This window comes from Mesorhizobium kowhaii, from assembly GCF_042431665.1.
In the GTDB taxonomy this organism is placed as follows: domain Bacteria; phylum Pseudomonadota; class Alphaproteobacteria; order Rhizobiales; family Rhizobiaceae; genus Mesorhizobium; species Mesorhizobium kowhaii.
In genome coordinates this window covers 471323-489042 of the sequence record NZ_JBHLYT010000006.1, presented here as the reverse complement: position 1 = coordinate 489042, position 17720 = coordinate 471323, and the positions used below count along the sequence as shown (strand labels likewise).

Annotated in this window: 16 protein-coding genes; 11 read left to right on the top strand and 5 right to left on the bottom strand. The window is 63.7% G+C overall.

Annotation, left to right across the window (positions count from 1 at the left end; genetic code table 11):
- Window positions 1-18: 18 nt before the first annotated feature.
- Window positions 19-957: a lysophospholipid acyltransferase family protein gene (locus tag ACFFNA_RS08245; protein ID WP_378917274.1), complete on the top strand. Its 939-nt coding sequence runs from the start codon at window positions 19-21 to the stop codon at window positions 955-957.
- Between the two features lie 24 nt (window positions 958-981).
- Here the strand turns inward: ACFFNA_RS08245 and ACFFNA_RS08240 are convergent, their stop codons facing one another.
- Window positions 982-1947 (bottom strand): RgsD C-terminal domain-containing protein, encoded by a 966-nt coding sequence (locus tag ACFFNA_RS08240; RefSeq protein ID WP_111546344.1) that lies wholly within the window; start codon window positions 1945-1947, stop codon window positions 982-984.
- A gap of 157 nt (window positions 1948-2104) precedes the next feature.
- On the opposite strand from ACFFNA_RS08240, the gene ACFFNA_RS08235 reads away from it, so the two are divergent.
- Together ACFFNA_RS08235 and ACFFNA_RS08230 are read left to right on the top strand one after the other, a co-directional pair.
- Entirely contained in the window at window positions 2105-2689 is a 585-nt protein-coding gene (locus ACFFNA_RS08235; protein ID WP_378917272.1) for a nitroreductase family protein, read from the top strand.
- Window positions 2690-3298 carry a flavin reductase family protein gene (locus tag ACFFNA_RS08230; RefSeq protein WP_111546346.1) on the top strand — a complete coding sequence of 203 codons (609 nt, stop codon included), beginning with the start codon at window positions 2690-2692 and terminating at the stop codon, window positions 3296-3298.
- On the opposite strand, the gene ACFFNA_RS08225 is transcribed toward ACFFNA_RS08230, so the two are convergent.
- Together ACFFNA_RS08225 and ACFFNA_RS08220 are read right to left on the bottom strand one after the other, a co-directional pair.
- Entirely contained in the window at window positions 3295-4176 is an 882-nt protein-coding gene (locus ACFFNA_RS08225; RefSeq protein ID WP_111546652.1) for an HpcH/HpaI aldolase/citrate lyase family protein, read from the bottom strand. The genes ACFFNA_RS08230 and ACFFNA_RS08225 overlap by 4 nt on opposite strands.
- Complete coding sequence (locus ACFFNA_RS08220; RefSeq protein ID WP_111546347.1) at window positions 4176-4628, bottom strand: MaoC family dehydratase; 453 nt, start codon at window positions 4626-4628, stop codon at window positions 4176-4178. The genes ACFFNA_RS08225 and ACFFNA_RS08220 overlap by 1 nt, the downstream gene beginning before the upstream one ends.
- A 151-nt stretch (window positions 4629-4779) precedes the next feature.
- On the opposite strand from ACFFNA_RS08220, the gene ACFFNA_RS08215 reads away from it, so the two are divergent.
- Window positions 4780-5901, top strand: coding sequence for a DUF2336 domain-containing protein (locus tag ACFFNA_RS08215; RefSeq protein ID WP_378917269.1), 1122 nt, complete (start codon window positions 4780-4782; stop codon window positions 5899-5901).
- 77 nt (window positions 5902-5978) lie between these two features.
- Here ACFFNA_RS08215 and ACFFNA_RS08210 read toward each other — a convergent pair whose 3' ends face one another.
- Together ACFFNA_RS08210 and parE are read right to left on the bottom strand one after the other, a co-directional pair.
- The gene (locus ACFFNA_RS08210; RefSeq protein ID WP_378917267.1) at window positions 5979-8045 is read right to left on the bottom strand and encodes an FUSC family protein; all 2067 of its coding nucleotides are present in this window, start codon (window positions 8043-8045) and stop codon (window positions 5979-5981) included.
- A 44-nt stretch (window positions 8046-8089) separates the two neighbouring features.
- Window positions 8090-10144 (bottom strand): DNA topoisomerase IV subunit B, encoded by a 2055-nt coding sequence (gene parE / locus ACFFNA_RS08205; RefSeq protein ID WP_378917265.1) that lies wholly within the window; start codon window positions 10142-10144, stop codon window positions 8090-8092.
- Between the two features lie 238 nt (window positions 10145-10382).
- Between parE and cpaB the strand changes: the two genes are divergently transcribed.
- The 7 genes from cpaB to ACFFNA_RS08170 are packed head-to-tail and all read left to right on the top strand — an operon-like array spanning window position 10383 to window position 17664.
- Window positions 10383-11309 (top strand): Flp pilus assembly protein CpaB, encoded by a 927-nt coding sequence (gene cpaB / locus ACFFNA_RS08200; protein WP_245446122.1) that lies wholly within the window; start codon window positions 10383-10385, stop codon window positions 11307-11309.
- 32 nt (window positions 11310-11341) lie between these two features.
- The gene (locus ACFFNA_RS08195; RefSeq protein ID WP_111546351.1) at window positions 11342-12787 is read left to right on the top strand and encodes a type II and III secretion system protein family protein; all 1446 of its coding nucleotides are present in this window, start codon (window positions 11342-11344) and stop codon (window positions 12785-12787) included.
- 4 nt (window positions 12788-12791) lie between these two features.
- Window positions 12792-13061, top strand: coding sequence for a hypothetical protein (locus tag ACFFNA_RS08190; protein WP_111546352.1), 270 nt, complete (start codon window positions 12792-12794; stop codon window positions 13059-13061).
- Between the two features lie 32 nt (window positions 13062-13093).
- On the top strand, window positions 13094-14308 hold the full coding sequence (locus ACFFNA_RS08185; protein WP_111546353.1) for a CpaE/TadZ family protein: 1215 nt from the start codon (window positions 13094-13096) through the stop codon (window positions 14306-14308).
- Window positions 14305-15726, top strand: coding sequence for a TadA family conjugal transfer-associated ATPase (locus tag ACFFNA_RS08180; RefSeq protein WP_111546354.1), 1422 nt, complete (start codon window positions 14305-14307; stop codon window positions 15724-15726). Before ACFFNA_RS08185 ends, ACFFNA_RS08180 begins: the two co-directional genes overlap by 4 nt.
- 5 nt (window positions 15727-15731) lie before the next feature.
- The gene (locus tag ACFFNA_RS08175; protein WP_111546355.1) at window positions 15732-16697 is read left to right on the top strand and encodes a type II secretion system F family protein; all 966 of its coding nucleotides are present in this window, start codon (window positions 15732-15734) and stop codon (window positions 16695-16697) included.
- Between the two features lies 1 nt (window position 16698).
- Window positions 16699-17664 (top strand): type II secretion system F family protein, encoded by a 966-nt coding sequence (locus tag ACFFNA_RS08170; protein ID WP_111546356.1) that lies wholly within the window; start codon window positions 16699-16701, stop codon window positions 17662-17664.
- Window positions 17665-17720 lie beyond the last annotated feature (56 nt).

Here is a 17720-nt window from a genome sequence, read left to right as displayed (position 1 = left end):
AACCTTGTAACGAGCCTCATGCTCAAGCTGAAATTGCGCGAACGGTCCTTTCCCGAGCTTTCCTATGCCAATCCGCGCCAGCCGGCGTTGACGCGCTGGTTCATTCATTCGGTCGAAGGCCTGTCGGGCCGCGACCGTTACACCGCGCTTTACGATTTCTGGCGCCGCCAGGTCGTGCCAACCGGCGAGCGTGTGTTCAGCCGCATGCTCGACCTGATCGACGTCCGGGTGCGGACAGCGGATCAATGGCCGCCCGCGCAATTGCCGGACACACCACTGGTGATCGTCGCCAACCATCCGTTCGGCATCGGCGACGGCATTGCCGTGCTTTCATTGGTAGAGCAGCTTGGGCGGCCGTTCCGGGTGATCATCCACAAGGATCTGCTCAAGATCCGCGAGATGGAGCCTTATTCGCTGCCGATCGACTTTTCCGAGACCAAGGACGCGCTGAAGAACAATATGGCCGTGCGCCACGAGGCGGTGCGGCTGCTGAAAGAGGGCGTCACCATCGTGGTGTTTCCGGCCGGCGGCGTTGCCACCGCGCCGAAGGGCTTTGGCCGGGCGCGCGACCTGCCGTGGAAGATGTTTCCGGCTCGTCTCGTCCAGGACGCCAAGGCGTCTGTCATTCCGATGCATTTTTCCGGACAAAACGGCCGGCTGTTCCATCTGGTCAGCGGCCCGATGAACATGGCCGAGAGCGATGGCCGCCTGGCGAAATTCGTCGGCAAGGCCTCGCTGACGCTGCGCACGTCGCTGCTCATCCGCGAATTCGCGCGGCTGTCCGGCAAGGCGATCGAGGTGCGCGTTGGCAATGTGCTAAGCTGGAACGAGCTGGAGCCGCTACGCGACCGCAAGGCATTGCTCGACCGTCTCTATCGCGGCGTGTTCGACCTGGCGCCAATCGTGGCGCGCCGCCGGCTTCCGTTCCTGCCGGCGCGGACCAAGCTGGCAGCCTGAAGTCGGCAAACGTCAGGCTGAAGGCTAGTCGGCGCCTTCCTCGGGGTCCATCGCCGCAGCCTCGGTGGCCAGAACCTCGATTTCCTGATTCTGCCCGGCCACGACCGTAAAATCCTTCTGGTAGATGCGGTCGCGGTTCTTGGCGATGATGGTGTAGTCGCCCTCGGCGAGCACCATCGAGGCAAAAGCGCCGACGCTTTCCTTGATCGGATCGCCGGATTCGTTAAGCAGCGACCAGGACGTGTCGGCGATCGCCTCGCCACCTGTTTCGCGCACCAGCTTCATGGTTATCTCGGCGGCGTGATGCTCGACGGTGGCTTCGGTCAGCTTGCCGGCCTCGACGCGGATGTCGGAGCGGATGACCGCGTTGACCGCGCCATAGGTCGAGACGACGTGGTAGGTGCCGGCGTTGAGCCGCACGACAGTGTTGGGTTCGACATCGGGTATGATCAGCGCTTGCTCGCCATTCGGCTCGGCGGTGCCTTCGTAGATCGAGAAGCGCAGGTTCTTCGGCGGAATGCGTACCCCGCCGGACAGAACGGCGTCGAGCTTGAGGCCGCCGGCGTCGAGCACAAGGCTTTCGCGCTTGGCGTCCTTGCCGACAACGGTGATGCGCTTGGTGGCGCCGGCCCGGCCGTAGGAGGCATGAACCAGATAACTGCCGGGTTCGAGCTGGAAGACGGCGGTGCCGCCATGCGCGGAGGCGACCATCGGCAATTTGCCGTTGACGGCCTCGGGCTTGAAGACGCGCCAGACGATGCCGCGGGTGATGTCGGCGCCCTTGTCGGTCAACTGGGCGGACAGGGTGATGGCGCCGCCGCTGCCGAGCGCCAGCGACCTCTCGCTTTTCGGCGTCGCGTAGCTCGAAATTCCGGGAAGCTTCAGATCGCCAACACCGTCCGCGTTCTGCGCCACGGCGAGCGAAACCGGCGCCGTGAACAGCAGGGCGACCAACCAGACCAGGAAAAGACGCAGTGTCCCCTCAAACATGCCTTGCGTTGAAGCCCATGGCGGTGGCAATTTCAAGGCTTAAGAGTCCAGCGATACGACTCTTCCGTCCGGCGCGCGCGCCGCCATTGCCCGAGCCGCCCGAATTCCCGATGGTGCGCTTCAGCTCAAAACAGATTGTTTTAGGAGACTTGCGCCCATGGCGTCGCCGATCATTGACTTCCTGCTGACCCGAAACTCCGCACCGATCCCCGATTTGAAGGAGCCGGCGCCGAGCGATGCGGAGATCGCGACGATGATCACCGCCGCCTCGCGCGTGCCCGACCATGGCCGGCTCGAACCCTGGCGCTTCATCCTCTACCGCGGCGATGCCCGCGTCGAGATCGGAAGACAACTGGCGGCACTTGCCGAGCAGCGGGAGGGGCCATTGCCGGAAGGCCGCCGCAACCAGGAACTGGCGCGGTTCTCGCGCGCGCCGCTGGTGATCGGCGTGGTATCGATCCCCAGGGAGAATCAAAAGATCCCGCAATGGGAAATGTTCCTGTCGGGCGGCATGGCGGCGATGAACCTGATGATCTCAGCCAATGCTTTGGGTTATGGTACCAACATGATCAGCAACTGGTATTCCGACGTAGCGGAGGGCAGGGCGCTGCTGGGGCTGGCACCGCAGGAGCGCGTCATTGGCTTCGTCCATATCGGCTCCTACGCCGGCCCGGCGCCGGAGCGGCCGCGACCCGATCCGGCGAAGCTCTATGCCGATTATTCGGGGCCGTGGGTGGGCTGAATGTTCTACGAGCCTTCAAAGGGCCACGGGCTGCCGCACGATCCTTCCAAGGCGATCGTGGCGCCGCGCCCGATCGGCTGGATATCGACGCTGAACCGGGCAGGCGAGATCAATCTCGCGCCATACTCGTTCTTCAATGCCGTTTCGACACGGCCCTTCATCGTCTGGTTTTCCTCCGAAGGCGACAAGGACAGCGCCACCTTCGCGCAGGAAACCGGCGAGTTTGTCGCCAATCTGGTCAGCCGTGATCTCGCCGAAAAGATGAACCGCACGTCGGTCAGCGCGCCGCGCGGCGTCAATGAGTTCGCCTATGCAGACCTTGCCATGGCGCCGTCACGCCTCGTCGCGCCACCGCGCGTGGCGGCAGCACCGGCTGCGCTCGAATGCCGAGTGACGGAAGTCTTTCGGCCAAAGGCGCTGGACGGATCGCCGACGAGCGCTGTCGTCGTCGCCGGCGAAGTGATCGGCGTGCACATCGACGATGCCTTCCTGAAGGATGGTCTGTTCGACATCACCAAGGCCGGCAATGTCGCTCGTCTCGGCTACATGGACTATGCCAGTGTCAACGAGATATTTTCGATGCGCCGGCCGCGCTGGGACAAGGATTAAGCCGAGATCCCCGCCGCTTTGGCCCGCGCCAGAAGCCGTTCAGCCAGCCGCAAATGCGGGCGGTCGTACATCTTGCCGTCGATGCCGACGACGCCGGGATTTCCCGCTGCCGCGAACGCCGCGACGATTGCCGCCGATTGTTTGACGGCCTCGACCGACGGCGTGAAAGCGGCGTTGATGACGGACACCTGGTCAGGATGGATCGCCATCTTGCCGGTGAAGCCGTCGCGCTCGGCCTCGGCGCATTCCGCTTCAAATGCCGCCATGTCGCGAAAATTCGGAAAGACGGTGTCGATCGCCGCGACCTCCGCCGCACCCGCGGCGAGGATGGTCATGGTGCGGGCGAAACGGAACACGTCGGTGTAGCCGCCACGCTCGTTGCGAGCCGTGCGCGCGCCGATCGCCGCCGACAGATCCTCGGCCCCCCAGGTGAGACCGGCAAGCCGCGCGCTCGCCCCGGCATAGCTGGCCGCCGCCAGCACGCCTGCCGGGGTTTCGGTAATGATCGGCAGGATTTTGATCGCGCCGTCGGCGAGGCCGTTTTCGGCCTCGCGAACCCTGAGCTTTACCGAGAGATGCTGCACATCCTGGCCGCTGTTCGATTTTGGCAGCATGATGCCGTCGGGCTTGGCTGAAACAAGAGCCGCGAGATCGTCATCCGTCAGTCCGGTCGATAGATCGTTGACCCTGACATAGATCGCCGAACTGGTTTGCGCCCTGCGTTCGGCGATGAAGCGCGCCGCGATTTCGCGCGCCAGCGCCTTGTTCTGCGGCGCCACGGAATCTTCAAGATCGACGATGACCACATCGGCGCCGGCGCCAAAACCCTTTTCCAGCTTCCTCTCGGAATCACCGGGGACGAACAGCAGGGAACGCATCAGGCCGCCTTCTTCAGCATCATCGCTTGCCTCGTGCATTTGGCGACGAGATCGCCGTTCTGGTTGTAGGCGCGATGCTCGAATTCGACGATGCCGCGGTCGGGTTTCGACCTGGACTCGCGCACCGAGATCACCGTCGTTTCGACACGGATGGTGTCGCCATGGAAGACCGGGTGCGGAAACACGGTTTCCTTCATGCCGAGATTGGCGACCGTGGTGCCGACGGTGATGTCGTTGACCGAAATGCCGATCATCAGGCCGAGTGTGAACAGCGAATTGACGAGCGGCTTGCCCCATTCGCTCTTGGCGGCAAAATCGAAGTCGATATGCAGCGGCTGCGGGTTCAGCGTCATCACCGAAAACAGCATGTTGTCGCTTTCGGTGACGGTCTTGCGCAACGTATGCTGGAAGACATGGCCGACGACGAACTCTTCGAAATAAAGCCCGGCCATATCCTGCTCCTCACCTGCCTATGGGGTTGATAGGCGCTGCATTCAGGGCTCGCAAGCCAGTTAATGAACATGGTGAACCGTTCGTAAACCTTTTTTGCGTACCGTCTGCACGGGGCCAGGAGCGTTCTGGCAGGGGGCGTAAGCAGGCGGTATGGTTGTTTCGCATTTTTTGAGATGGATTTGCACCGCCAAGGTCTCGGAGCGCGCTGCTGCGGCCAATGCACTGGCCCGGGCCTACGTCAATTCCGACCTGCCTTTCGAAGATCGCTGTGCTGCCGAGGCGGCGCTGACGCTGCTGCTCGACGACGCTTCGTCGAAAGTGCGGCTGGCGATGGCCGAAGCGCTGTCGATGAGCCAACACGCGCCGTTGCAGATCATCAGCGCGCTGGCCTCAGACCAGCCGGAAGTCGCCGGCGTGGTGCTGGCGCGCTCGCCGCTGCTCACCGACGCCGACCTGATCAATCGCGTGGCCAGCAGTCCGAAGGTGACGCAAAAATTGATCGCTGACCGGCCGTTCGTTTCGATGGCGCTGTCGGCGGCCATCGCTGAGATCGGCGAGGCGGAAGCCTGCGCCGTGTTGCTCGCCAACAGCGGCGCCGACATCGCTTCGCTCAGCTTCCGCCGCATGGCCGAACGCCACGGCCATCTGCCCCTGGTGCGCGAGGCGCTGATATCAGACGCCCGCCTGCCTGCCGACTGCCGGCATATGCTGCTCGTTAAGCTCGGCGAGATGCTGAAAACGTCGCCGCTGGTCATGGCGTTGATGGGCGCGGCGCGAGCCGACCGCGTGATGCGCGACGCCTGCGTCAAGGCTTCGGTCACGCTGATCGAAGGCACGCGACAGGAAGAACATGCGGCGCTGATCGAGCATCTCAGGCTGCGCGGCGATCTCACCGCGAGCTTCCTCATCCGCACCATCGCGCATGGCAAGGTCGATTTCTTCGGCTCGGCGCTGGTTGCGCTTAGCCGGCAATCCGAACAAAGGGTGAGGGCGCTGCTGGCCGGCGGGCACGATGTGGCTCTGCAGGCGCTGTTTCGCAGCGCCGGTCTCGCCGCCGCCACGCATGCCATCATCCTGCGCGCGCTGAAAATCTGGCGCGAGGTGGCCAATGGCAAGCGTGTCGCCGGGGTGCAGGAGGTCAGCTGGCTGATGCTGAAAGAGTTGGGCGGACAGTCCGTGGAAGGCGATCTCGCAGCGCTGGTCAAGTCGATCCATCTCGATGCGCTGCGCGAGAACGCACGGGGTCATGCATTGGCGATCGCTGCGGCCTGACGTGTATCGATATTAAGGTGATGCCGGCCTGCGAATGGCGGTCCGGCCTGACCTGAATCTCGACACGCGTAGCCGCTCTAGCTCCGATCCTTGGCAAAAAAATCCGGAAAATCTTCCATCGCGGCGGCAATGATGCGCAGCGATGCCGCGATCTGCAGCATCTCGCCGGTGCCGTTCCGTTGGGCGATGTTCGTCGCATACTGCCGGGCGACGGCGATGGTTGACGTTTGCGGATCGCCGGGAGCGCGGAAGAGCAGTTCGCGCGCCAGCCCCCTCAGAAAGTTGGCGATCGACAGCGCGGTCTCGGACGGGATGGCATGGCCTTGGCTTGCGTCGCGCAGCCGCAGGACTTCCAGGCCGACGGTGACGGCGGCGACGCTGCCGCCCAAAACCGCATCGCCCTTCCTGCCAGCATTCTGCACCAGCGGCATCAGCTGGTTGATGCGGTCATAGGCGAGGCTCTCGAAGGCGGAACGTCTCGGCACGCGCTCATGCAGGCAAAGCCGCGCAAGATCTTCCCGCATGGCGCGTACGATGCGGTTGGCCGCGAGCCACGGATCGGCGGGCAGTACGAGGATGAAGACGCCGATCGCCAGCAGAATGCCGACCAGGATCGACGCCGAGCCGGCGAAGAACGGGCCGGGATCGTAGGTCATCGCCTGATGCGGGCTGAGGAAGGCGAGGAAGTTGATGGCGAAGGCCGTCGCCACGCCGACATAGCGTGGGTTGGCCATGGCGAGCGCCGTCGGCACCAGGATCGGCACGACAAACAGCATGAACCAGCCGAAGCCGGGCAAAGCGGGCAGCGCGATCTGGCCGACGAGAAAGGCAAAGGGCAAAGCGAGCTGCGTTCCCTTGAAGAAGCCCCATGCGACTTGCACGGGATCGGGGCGAGCGGCAAACAGGCTCGACACGACGGCAACGAGAATGACGGTACCGGCGGCTTCCGACCATTTCGTCGTCAGCCAGAAGGCCGCGACCAGCAAGGTGGCAAGGGCGGCGCGCACGGCATTGCGCGATGCGCCGGCATAGTCGCGATGCACCACCAGCGCGGGCTGCCTGCTGCCCCGGGCTGGGCGCGTGACAGGCGCGCGCAAGGCGTCGAGGCCGCGCAGCACCTGCCTGAGCGCTTCGGCGAAATCGGCGGCGATGGTGAGGCGGGTGATGGTGCCGACCCTGTCATCGCCCTGATCGGCCGAGGCATCGGGCATTTGCCGGGCCTTGGCCGAGATCGCGTCGAGCCGGGCCACCCAGGGTGCGGTGTCATCCAGCGCGCCGGGTTTGGCCGCCAGTTCGCTGACAAGGGCTTGCAGCTCCGAGCGCACCGGAATGAGCGCCGCGTTCTTCGGGGCCGCGTGCGAATGCAGCGCGCGCGCCGCCGACAGGGCCGAGAGCAGTTGCCCGATGGTGCGCCGGACCGGATGGGCGCGCGGCGCGAAGCTCGGCGCTTCGAGCCTGGCATAGGCACGCATCTCGCCAAGCGTCTGGGTATCGGCGACCAGCTTTCGATGCAGGCCCGACAGCGTTGCCGGATCGCCGCCGGAGAATGCGCCGCCGGCATAGGTGGCGAGATCGAGGATGCAGCGTTTCAACCGCGAGACGATGGCGTCGCTGGCCAGTTTGGGCAGGATCAGCCGGCTGGTCAGGCCGGCGCAGACAATGCCGAGTACGATCTCGGCACAGCGTGCGACCGCGAGGTCGACGACGAGGTGTGGCTGTCCGAAGGCAGGCAAGCCGATGATCATCGCGGTGTAGCCGGCAAGGGCGGCGCCATAGGCTTCGGGATTGCGCAGCAGCGACGAGACGAAGGTACAGATGCCGATCCAGACGGCAAGCACCGTCACCAGCACCCAGGGGCCGGTGCCGAACACCGTGGTGATGCCGATCGCAGCTATGCCGCCGGCAAGCGTGCCGAGCAGCCGGTAGAAGCCTTTCGCCAGCACCATGCCGGCGACGGGCTGGGCGACGATGAACACCGTCATCATGGCCCATTGCGGGTGGTCGAGCTCGAGGGCGTAGGCGACCAGAAGCGCGATCAGGCCGGCCGAAACGGTGCGCAGCGAGAAAATCCAGTCCGAACGCGTCGGCTGCGTCAGCCCGGCCAAACTGGTCTCGAAATAGCCCTTCAGCCGCGCCCAGATCACACGCTGGTCTCCGTATCAGAAGCGCAAGCTAGACCGGGTGCGGCTCAGATATCCAGCACTTCCGTTGCGGCGAATTCGGCGCGTTCCTGGATGAAGCGGAAGCGGGCTTCCGGCTTGGTGCCCATCAGCGCGTCGACGGCGTCCTTGGTGGCGGCCTCGGCGTCGATCACATCGATCCGAAGCAGTGTGCGCTTCCTCGGATCCATGGTGGTTTCCTTGAGCTGAGCGGCCATCATCTCGCCCAGTCCCTTGAAACGGCCAAGTTCGACCTTGCCGCGCCCGGTGAACTCTGTGCGCAGAAGCTCGTCCTTGTGCGCATCGTCGCGGGCATAGGCGACTTTGCCGCCTTGCCGGATCGAATAGAGCGGTGGCACTGCCAGATAGAGATGGCCGCCACGCACTAGGGCCGGCATCTCCTGGTAGAAGAAGGTGATCAGCAGCGAGGCGATGTGGGCGCCGTCGACGTCGGCGTCGGTCATGATGATGACGCGGTCGTAGCGCAAATCCTCGTCGCGATATTTCGACCGCGTACCGCAACCGAGCGCCTGGATCAGGTCTGAAATCTGCTGGTTGCCGGCAAGCTTGTCGTTGCCGGCGCTGGCAACGTTGAGGATTTTTCCGCGCAGCGGCAACACGGCCTGGCTGGCACGGTCGCGTGCCTGCTTGGCCGAGCCGCCGGCCGAGTCACCTTCGACGATGAACAGTTCGGCGCCGGCCGCGGCATTCTGCGTGCAGTCGGCGAGCTTGCCCGGCAGCCGCAATTTGCGCACCGCACTCTTGCGCGACACCTCTTTTTCCTGGCGCCGGCGCACCCGCTCGTCGGCGCGCGCGATCACCCATTCGAGCAGCTTCGAGGCTTCCTGCGGGTTGTCGGCCAGCCAATGGTCGAACGGGTCGCGGATCGCAGTCTCGACAATGCGAATTGCCTCGATGGTTGCCAGCCGGTCCTTGGTCTGGCCGACGAATTCCGGCTCGCGGATGAACACCGACAGCATGCCCGCCGCCGAGATCATGACGTCTTCCGAGGTGACGATCGAGGCGCGCTTGTTGCCGACGAGATCGGCATAGGCGCGCAGGCCGCGCGTCAGCACGTTGCGGAAGCCGGCCTCGTGGGTGCCGCCTTCACCGGTCGGGATGGTGTTGCAGTAGGAATTGATGAAGCCGTCGCCGCCGAACCAGGTCACCGCCCATTCGAGCGAGCCATGGCCGCCTTGCTTGTCGCTCTTGCCGGCGAAGATTTCGCGCGTCACCTGGAACTCGTCGCCGAGCGATGCCTTGAGATAGTCCTTCAGGCCGCCGGGAAAGTGGAACTCGGCCTTGGCCGGAGTCGTGTCCTTTTCCTTGATCAGCGACGGATCGCAGGTCCAGCGGATTTCGACGCCACCGAACAGATAGGCTTTCGAGCGCGTCATGCGGTAGAGCCGCGCCGGCTCGAACGCAGCGCCCTTGCCGAAAATCTGCTCGTCGGGGTGGAAGCGGATTTTTGTTCCGCGCCTGTTGTGAACCTCGCCCAGTTGTTCCAGGCCGGTTACCGGGACGCCGCGCGAAAAGCGCTGGCGATAAAGCTGGCGGCCGCGCGCGACCTCGACCTCGAGATGGTCCGACAGCGCGTTGACCACGGAGACGCCGACGCCATGCAGGCCGCCTGATGTCTCGTAGACCTTGGAGTCGAACTTGCCGCCCGAATGCAGTGTCGTCATGATCACTTCGAGCGCCGGCTTCTTGAATTTCGGATGCGGATCGACCGGGATGCCGCGGCCATTGTCGGTGACGGCAAGATAGCCGTCGGCAGAGAGCTCGACATCGATGAAGGTGGCATGGCCGGCAACCGCCTCGTCCATCGAATTGTCGATGACCTCGGCGAACAGGTGGTGCATCGCCTTGTCGTCGGTGCCGCCGATATACATGCCTGGCCGGCGGCGCACCGGCTCCAGCCCTTCCAGCACCTCGATGTCGGCGGCGCTATAGCCTTCGCTGCCATCCTTGGTCGCGGCAGGGCGCTTGGTGGCCTGCACCAGCGGATCCGCCGGGCGCGCCGGTGTGCGCACCGGCTGCGGCTGCTTGTCCAGATTGCCGAAAAGATCGTTGTTGTCGTCCATGCCTGCCATAGCATCCGATGCTGCGAATCACCTCGCGATACTGCCACGCTTTTCAGCGCCAAGCGACCGAGGTTCCTGTTCCGTTCGGGGAATTGCCCCGTCTTAACCCAAAACCATTCGATAACCAAGCCGGCGGAAATAGGTCAAATGCCACCGCGCTGGATTCCTGATTCTTTAACAATGCCACCTAGTGTGAGCCCAACAAAACAAGAAACTGCGGGCATCAGGGGTTTCGGGCGTGAGGGGCAAGGCCATATCGATGATCGGCATCGCCGCCGTTTTCGGCGCGATATCGATCTTTGCCGCGGATTTCTGGGTCAAGAGCCAGGCCAAGGCAGATAGCGAAGAGAAGACGGCGTCGATCGCCGCGCCAGCCGCACCCAAAATCGAGTTCAAGACCATCGTGGTGGCCAATGCCCCGTTGCGGTATGGCATGGAACTCGACCGCACGAAGCTCAGCGAAATCCCCTGGCCGCAGGATTCCTTGCCACAGGGCGCCTTCCCGACCATCGATGGGTTGCTTGGCGACGGCAATCGCGTGGTGCTGACGCCGATCGAGGTCAACGAACCGGTGCTGCTCACCAAGCTGTCCGGGCCAAATGGCCGCGCGACGCTCGCCAACATGCTGACGCCCGGAATGCGGGCGGTGACGATCCGCACCGACGAGATTGCCGGTGTCGGCGGCTTCGTCACACCTGGCGACCGGGTCGATGTCGTGCTGACACGCGATGCCGGCGAAATCCAGGAAGTGGCCAAGAACGCGCAAGGCGCTGCCGGTTCGACCATCACCTCAGAGATCGTCGTCTCAGATGCCAAGGTGCTGAGCGTCGGGCAGGGCGCCGACTCGCGCCAGACCACGCCGCAGATTGCCAATTCCGTGACCATCGAGGTGACCACCGAAGGCGCGCAGAAAGTGGCGCTGGCCCGCACCGTCGGCACGCTGTCGCTGTCGCTTCGCTCCGCTAGCGAAGGCGGTGACGGCAAGAACGGCGTCACCACCATCTCTTCGTTCGGCGGATCGGTCGCTTCCAACGTGCAGGCCGCGGCCAGTTCGTTGTTCGAAGCCATGGCGAAGGAGCCGGAGAAACCGAAATTCAAGACGGTCATCGTGACGCGCGGCACAAAGGCCGAGGAATACCAGGTTCCTTCGCCGGACCAGAAATAGAAGCCAGTGGGGACTGGGTGAGGGACGGGACAATGTTGGGGCTGATCACATATCGGGTCATGGGGCGGTTGCGCATTTTGCGCACCGTGGCTGTCGCGGCTTCGCTGGCTGCTGCAGGGATGCCGGCTTTCGGCACTTCGGCCAGGGCCGACAACGACATCGTCTATGTGTCGTCGACCAAGAATGCGTCGATCAAGGTGGCCAAGGGCAAGCCGAAGACGATCATGACGAACGCCGCCTTCTACCAGATCGTCATCGGCGATCCGGAGATCGCCAACGTCAATCCGCTGACCGACAAATCCTTCTACGTGCTCGGCAACAACCTCGGCACCACCGGCATCGCGCTGTTCGATGAGAAAAAGCAGCTTGTCGGCACCGTCGACATCGAGGTGACGCTCGACACCGACCAGCTGGCCAGCACCATCCGCGCCAGCGTGCCGGACGCCAGGATCAAGGTCGGCTCGGCCAATGGCCGTGTCGTGCTGTCGGGCGAGGCCGATGACGCGGTTGCCGCCGAAAAGGCAAACAAGATCGCGACGCGCTTTTCCGGCACCGAGGAGGTGATCAACTCGGTCAACATCTCGTCGTCGCAGCAGGTCCAGCTCAACGTCCGCTTTGTCGAGATCAACCGCCAGGCGGGTCAGGATCTCGGCGCCAAATACAGCGCCAATTTCGCCTACGGCCTCGGCGGACGCGATGTCACCCTCGAACCGGGCACCGTGCCGGCAGCCGGGACCGGCGAGATCATCGGCCGGCTGCTCTCGAACGGTGTGTCGATCGATATCGCCATCAAGGCGCTGGAAGAGCGCGGCCTGGCCCGAAGGCTGGCCGAGCCGAACCTGATTGCCCGTTCCGGGCAGACGGCAAGCTTCCTCGCTGGTGGCGAATTTCCGATCCCGGTTTCCGAGGACAACGGCAAGATCTCCGTCAGCTACAAGAAATACGGCGTCAGCCTGGATTTCACGCCGACGGTGCTGAAGGACGGCTTGGTCAGCCTGGACATCGCGCCGGAAGTCTCGTCGATCGACCCGTCGGCCTCCTACAATATCGGCACCATCTCGGTGCCCGGCTTCATCGTGCGTCGCGCCAGGACGTCGGTCGACCTGAAGAACGGCCAGAGCTTCATGATCGCCGGATTGCTGCAGTCGCAAAACGACATCACCACGTCGCGCATTCCCGGCCTTGGCAAAATGCCGGTGCTTGGGGCGCTGTTTTCGTCGAAATCCTATCAGCGGCGCGAGACCGACCTGGTCATCATCGTCACGCCCTATCTGGTCAAACCGGTCGACCCGTCAAAGAAGCTCGTCGAACCGACCGATGGCACGCAGCCGCCGAGCAACGTCGACTATTTTCTCAACAACACTGAGGAAGTGAAGACGTCCGACACCAATCGCGCGCTGGCAATGGCCGGCGGCAGTGTCGCGCAGCCGGCTGCCGTTACCACGGTCGGGCATTTCCTCGACCTGCCGAAGGATTGAAGCCATGCGTCTGATCTTGAGATCGAGCATCGCCTTGCTGCTGTCCGGCTTCGCTGCCGGCTGCACCAGCGACGACTATGTGCGCACCGAGGGGCTGACGACCGCCGCTGGCAATGCGCAAGCCGCCAACACCGCCATGCAGATGGTCGATCCGTGGAAATACGGCGTCCAGAACACAAAGCTTCTCGTTCCAGCCCAGCGCGGCGAGGCGGTGGCCATCACTCCCGATCAGGCGGCCGGTGCGAAGGCGTCGCAATCCACGACAGGCAACTGATCCAACAGGCGGCGACCGGACAGGCTGACAGAATGGCAAACGGCATCAAGACCAGGAAGATCCTGCTCGTATCGACCGACAGGACCTTTGTTCAGGACACGCGGACTGCATTCGCCGCCTCCGAGATCATCCAGCTGTCGACAGTGGAAAAGAATGTCACCGAGCTGCGCGGCGAGATCCAGGAAGCCGACTTCGGCGCCATCATCGTCGACATGGATGCGGCAAGGCTGGAGGAGGTCGAGTCGCTGCAGCGCATCATGCGCCGGCTGGAGGACAAGGTGCCGGTCGTCGTCGTCACCCAGGAGTTCAATGCCGCCGCCGTGCGTATCCTGGTGCAGCTCAAGGTCGCGGACTTCCTGGTCAAGCCGATCACCACCGCCGACCTGGTGCGCTCCGTGGTGCGGACGCTGCAGGGCCCCGGGCGCGAGGAAAACACCGAGTCGCAGATCTACACCTTCATGCCGGCCGCCGGCGGCGTCGGCACCACGACGCTGGCCCTGCAGACCGCCTTCCAGCTGCATCACTCGGTGACGCGCGGCGCGTCGACTTGCGTGGTCGACCTCAATTTCCAGCAGGGCGCCTGTGCCGAATACCTCGACCTCGAACCGCGTTTCGACATCACCGAGATCGAGAACCAGCCCGAACGTCTCGACCGGCAACTGCTCGACGTGATGCTGTCGAAGCATGCCAGCGGGCTTTGCGTACTGGCGGCGCCGACGCATCCGGCGGAAATGCGCTCGTTCAAGACCGATGTCGTGGTGCGCATGCTGGACCTCGTTTCGGCCTATTTCGACAATGTCGTCATCGACATGCCACGCACCTGGTTTCCGTGGACGGAGACGGTGTTGCTCGGTTCCAACAAGCTCTACATCGTCGCCGAAATGACGGTGCCGTGCCTGCGCCACACGCAGCGTCTGATCCAGGCGGTCTACGAGACCGCCGGCAAGGAAGTGAAGCCGAACGTCATCGTCAACCGTTTCGAGCAAAAGATGTTCGATAACGGCATCAAGCAGGCGGACGTCCAGGAAATCCTCGGCGAGCATTTCGTCGGCGGCATTGCCAACAACTACCGACTGGTGCGCGAGGCGGTCGATCGCGGCGTGCCGCTGCACGAGATCGACCCGAACGCCAATGTCGTCAACGATCTGAAGAAGATCATCCTGCCGGAGGAAGCGGTCCAACCCCGGGCGAAATCGCGCTCGCTGTTTGGCATGGGCCGGGGATTGCTGAAGAGGAAGGCCGGATGACCAGTCGCTTTTCCACCCTGCAGAACCGCGATGCGCGTCCGCAGCGCGCTGCCGAGACGATGCCGGTCGCGCATCATGCCGTCGTCATTCCGACGAACCGAAAGGCTTTGCCGGCAAAGCCGGACGCAGCACCGGCAAAGAATGCCAACAAGGTGCTCGATGCGCGCGTGCGTATCCACCGGCTGCTGCTCGAGGAGATCAACCTTGTCGCGCTGGAGCGTTTGCCCAAGGATGAGATGCGCCGGCAAGTACATGATTTCGTGTCGGAAAAGACCAAGCAGGAGCGGATGGCGATCAACACCGTCGAGCTTGACGCGCTGGTCGACGACATTGTCGACGAGATGGTCGGCCTCGGTCCGCTGGAGCCGCTGCTCAAGGACCCCGATATCAACGACATCCTGATCAACGGTCACCAGAACTGCTTTGTCGAAAAGAGGGGCAAGCTGACGCCGGTCCATATTCCGTTCAAGGACGAGGCGCATCTGCTGCGCATCATCAACAAGATCGTCGCCGCGGTCGGCCGCCGTGTCGACGAATCGCAACCGATGGTCGACGCACGCATGCTGGACGGCTCGCGTTTCAACGCGGCCATCCGCCCGGTTGCGGTCGACGGGCCACTGGTGTCGATCCGCAAATTCTCCAAGAACAAGCTCGGCCTGCACAAGCTGGTCGAATTCGGCGCCATCACCCAGAACATGGCCGAAGTGCTGGCGGCCGCCGTGCATGCCCGCAAGACGACGATCATTTCGGGCGGCACCGGCACCGGCAAGACGACCATGCTCAACGCGCTGTCGGCCTTCATCCCGGAAGACGAGCGGTTGATCACCATCGAGGACGCGGCAGAGCTCCAGCTGCAGCAGCCGCATGTGGCGCGCATGGAGACGCGTCCAGCCAACATTGAAGGCCATGGCGAACTGAAGCAGCGCGATCTGGTCAAGAACGCGCTGCGCATGCGCCCCGACCGCGTCATCCTCGGTGAGTGCCGCGGCGAGGAAGCCTTCGACATGCTGCAGGCGATGAACACCGGCCACGAAGGATCGATGGCGACCATCCATGCCAACACGCCGCGCGACGCCATTTCGCGCCTGGAGCAGATGCTTGGCATGACCGGCATGCCGATGACCGTGCAGTCGATCCGCAGCCAGATCGCCAGCGCGCTCGACCTTATCGTGCAGTTGACACGCCTGTCCGACGGCAAGCGCAAGGTGACCAGCGTCGCTGAGGTGACCGGCATGGAAGGCGATGTCATCCAGATGCAGGAGATATTCCGCTTCGTGCGCACCGGCATGGAGGCCGACGGCAAGATCCTCGGCCACTACGAGGCGACCGGCATCCGGCCGCGCTTCCTCGAGGATCTGCGCGCCATGGGCATCGAGTTCCCCGGACGATATTTCGAACCCGGCCGGCCGCAGGAGTAGCCAAAGTGTTCGACGGATTCAGCGCGATCTATGTCGTCTATGCCGCGGCAGCACTTACCGGCATCCTGATCGCCGAGGCCTGCTACCTGCTTTTTGCCGGCCGCAGCGACAAGCGCGCCGCCATCAACCGGCGCATGAAACTGCAGGAAGGCAGGATCAGCCAGGAGCAGGTGCTTGTCCAGTTGCGCAAGGAGCGCGGCCTTGACGCGGGTACGTCGCTGTTTTCGCCGGACCGGTTTCGCGCTCTGCGGACCCAGTCGGGCATGATCATGCCGCTGCCGAAATTCCTGATGATCACCTGCGGCGTGGCGATGGCCATGGCCTTGGTCGCCGTCTGGTACGGCTTGCCGCCGCTGATGGGGCTTGTCCTGTTTGTTGTGCTTGTGCCGGTGCTGCCGGTGATAACGTTGCGTTTCAAGCGCAAGCGCCGGGTGAAGCGGTTCGGCATGCAGTTGCCGGAGGCGCTGGAACTGATCACGCGCGGTCTGAAGGCCGGCCATCCGGTGCCGGTGGCGATCGCTATGGTGGCTCGCGAGATGCCCGATCCGATCGGTACAGAGTTCGGCGTCATCGCCGACGAAGTGACCTATGGCTCCGATCTGGTTTCGGCGTTGAACTCGCTGTTCGACCGGGTCGGCCAGGAGGATCTGCCGCTGTTCGTCACCGCTGTCTCGATCCAGAGCACCTCGGGCGGCAATCTGCGCGAGATCCTCGACGGCCTGGCGACGACGATCCGCGAGCGCGGCAAGCTGCGCCGCAAGGTGCGCGCCATTGCAACCGAAGGCCGCATGTCGGCCTACATCCTGACGGCGGTGCCGGCGTTGCTGTTTACCGCCATCATGGCGCTGATGCCAGGCTTCTACCGCGACGTCTGGGGCGAGGCGAAGACCTGGTACCTGCTTGGCGGCTCGATCACCTGGCTCATGCTGGGCAATCTGATGATGTTCAAGATGTCGAATTTCAAGTTCTGACATGCAGGGCTTCATCGAATTCCTCGCCTCGCTTGCGCCGACCTCGTTGATGCCGGTGGCCGTCCTGCTGCTGGCTGCGGGGGCTGCCGCTGTTGCATGGCCGATGATGGCGGCGAAGGGCGATCGTAACGAGGTCAAGCGCCGGCTCAAGGTCGACTACGGTCCCGTGGCCGCGAAACCAGAGCCGGTGCAGAAGAAGAATACCGGCGTCGTGCGCGAGAGGGCGGTGAAGCGGGCGCAGGAATTCTACGCCAAGAGCGATCCGGAAAATGTCGCCCGGCTGCGCATGAAGCTCATCCAGGCGGGATATATGGAGCCGCGCGCTGTCGGCATGTTCTTCCTGATCCGGTTCACCGCGATGATCGGCACGGCAATCGGTGTCTTTGTGCTTAACCGGTGGATGGCCAGCCCGGACGCGACGATGGCCAGCCGCTGGACATTCGTCATTCTGTCAGGAGCGGCCGGCTATTTCGTGCCCGGCCTGGTGCTGAGCCAGAAAGTCCGGGAACGCAGGCGTGAGTACCGCAACGGCTTTCCCGATTTCATGGACCTGATGATCGTCTGTTCGGATGCCGGCATGAGCATGGAGGCCGGCATCGAGCGCGTGTCGAAGGAACTCGCCAAGACCTATCCCGCGCTCAGCCAGAACCTGCAGCTGGTGTCGCTGGAGCTGAGGGCCGGGCGCAGCCTTGACGATGCGCTGAAGGCGCTCGCCGACCGCCTCAGCCTGGACGAGGTGCGTTCCTTCGCCACGCTGCTGCAGCAGTCCAAGGAACTCGGCACGAGCCTGTCGGGAGCGCTACGCGTCTTTTCCGACGACATGCGCCACAAGCGCATGTCGCTGGCCGAGGAAAAAGCGCACGCCCTGCCGGCCAAGATGTCGGTGCCGGTGGTGGTGTGCATCCTGCCGGTGGTGCTGATGATTGCGGCCATTCCGGTCATCGTCAAAATGACGATGGCGCACTAGGCGCGCGCGCCACGAAAGCCAGCCCAAGCCTGTCTCGCATCCGGGAAGATGTTTAT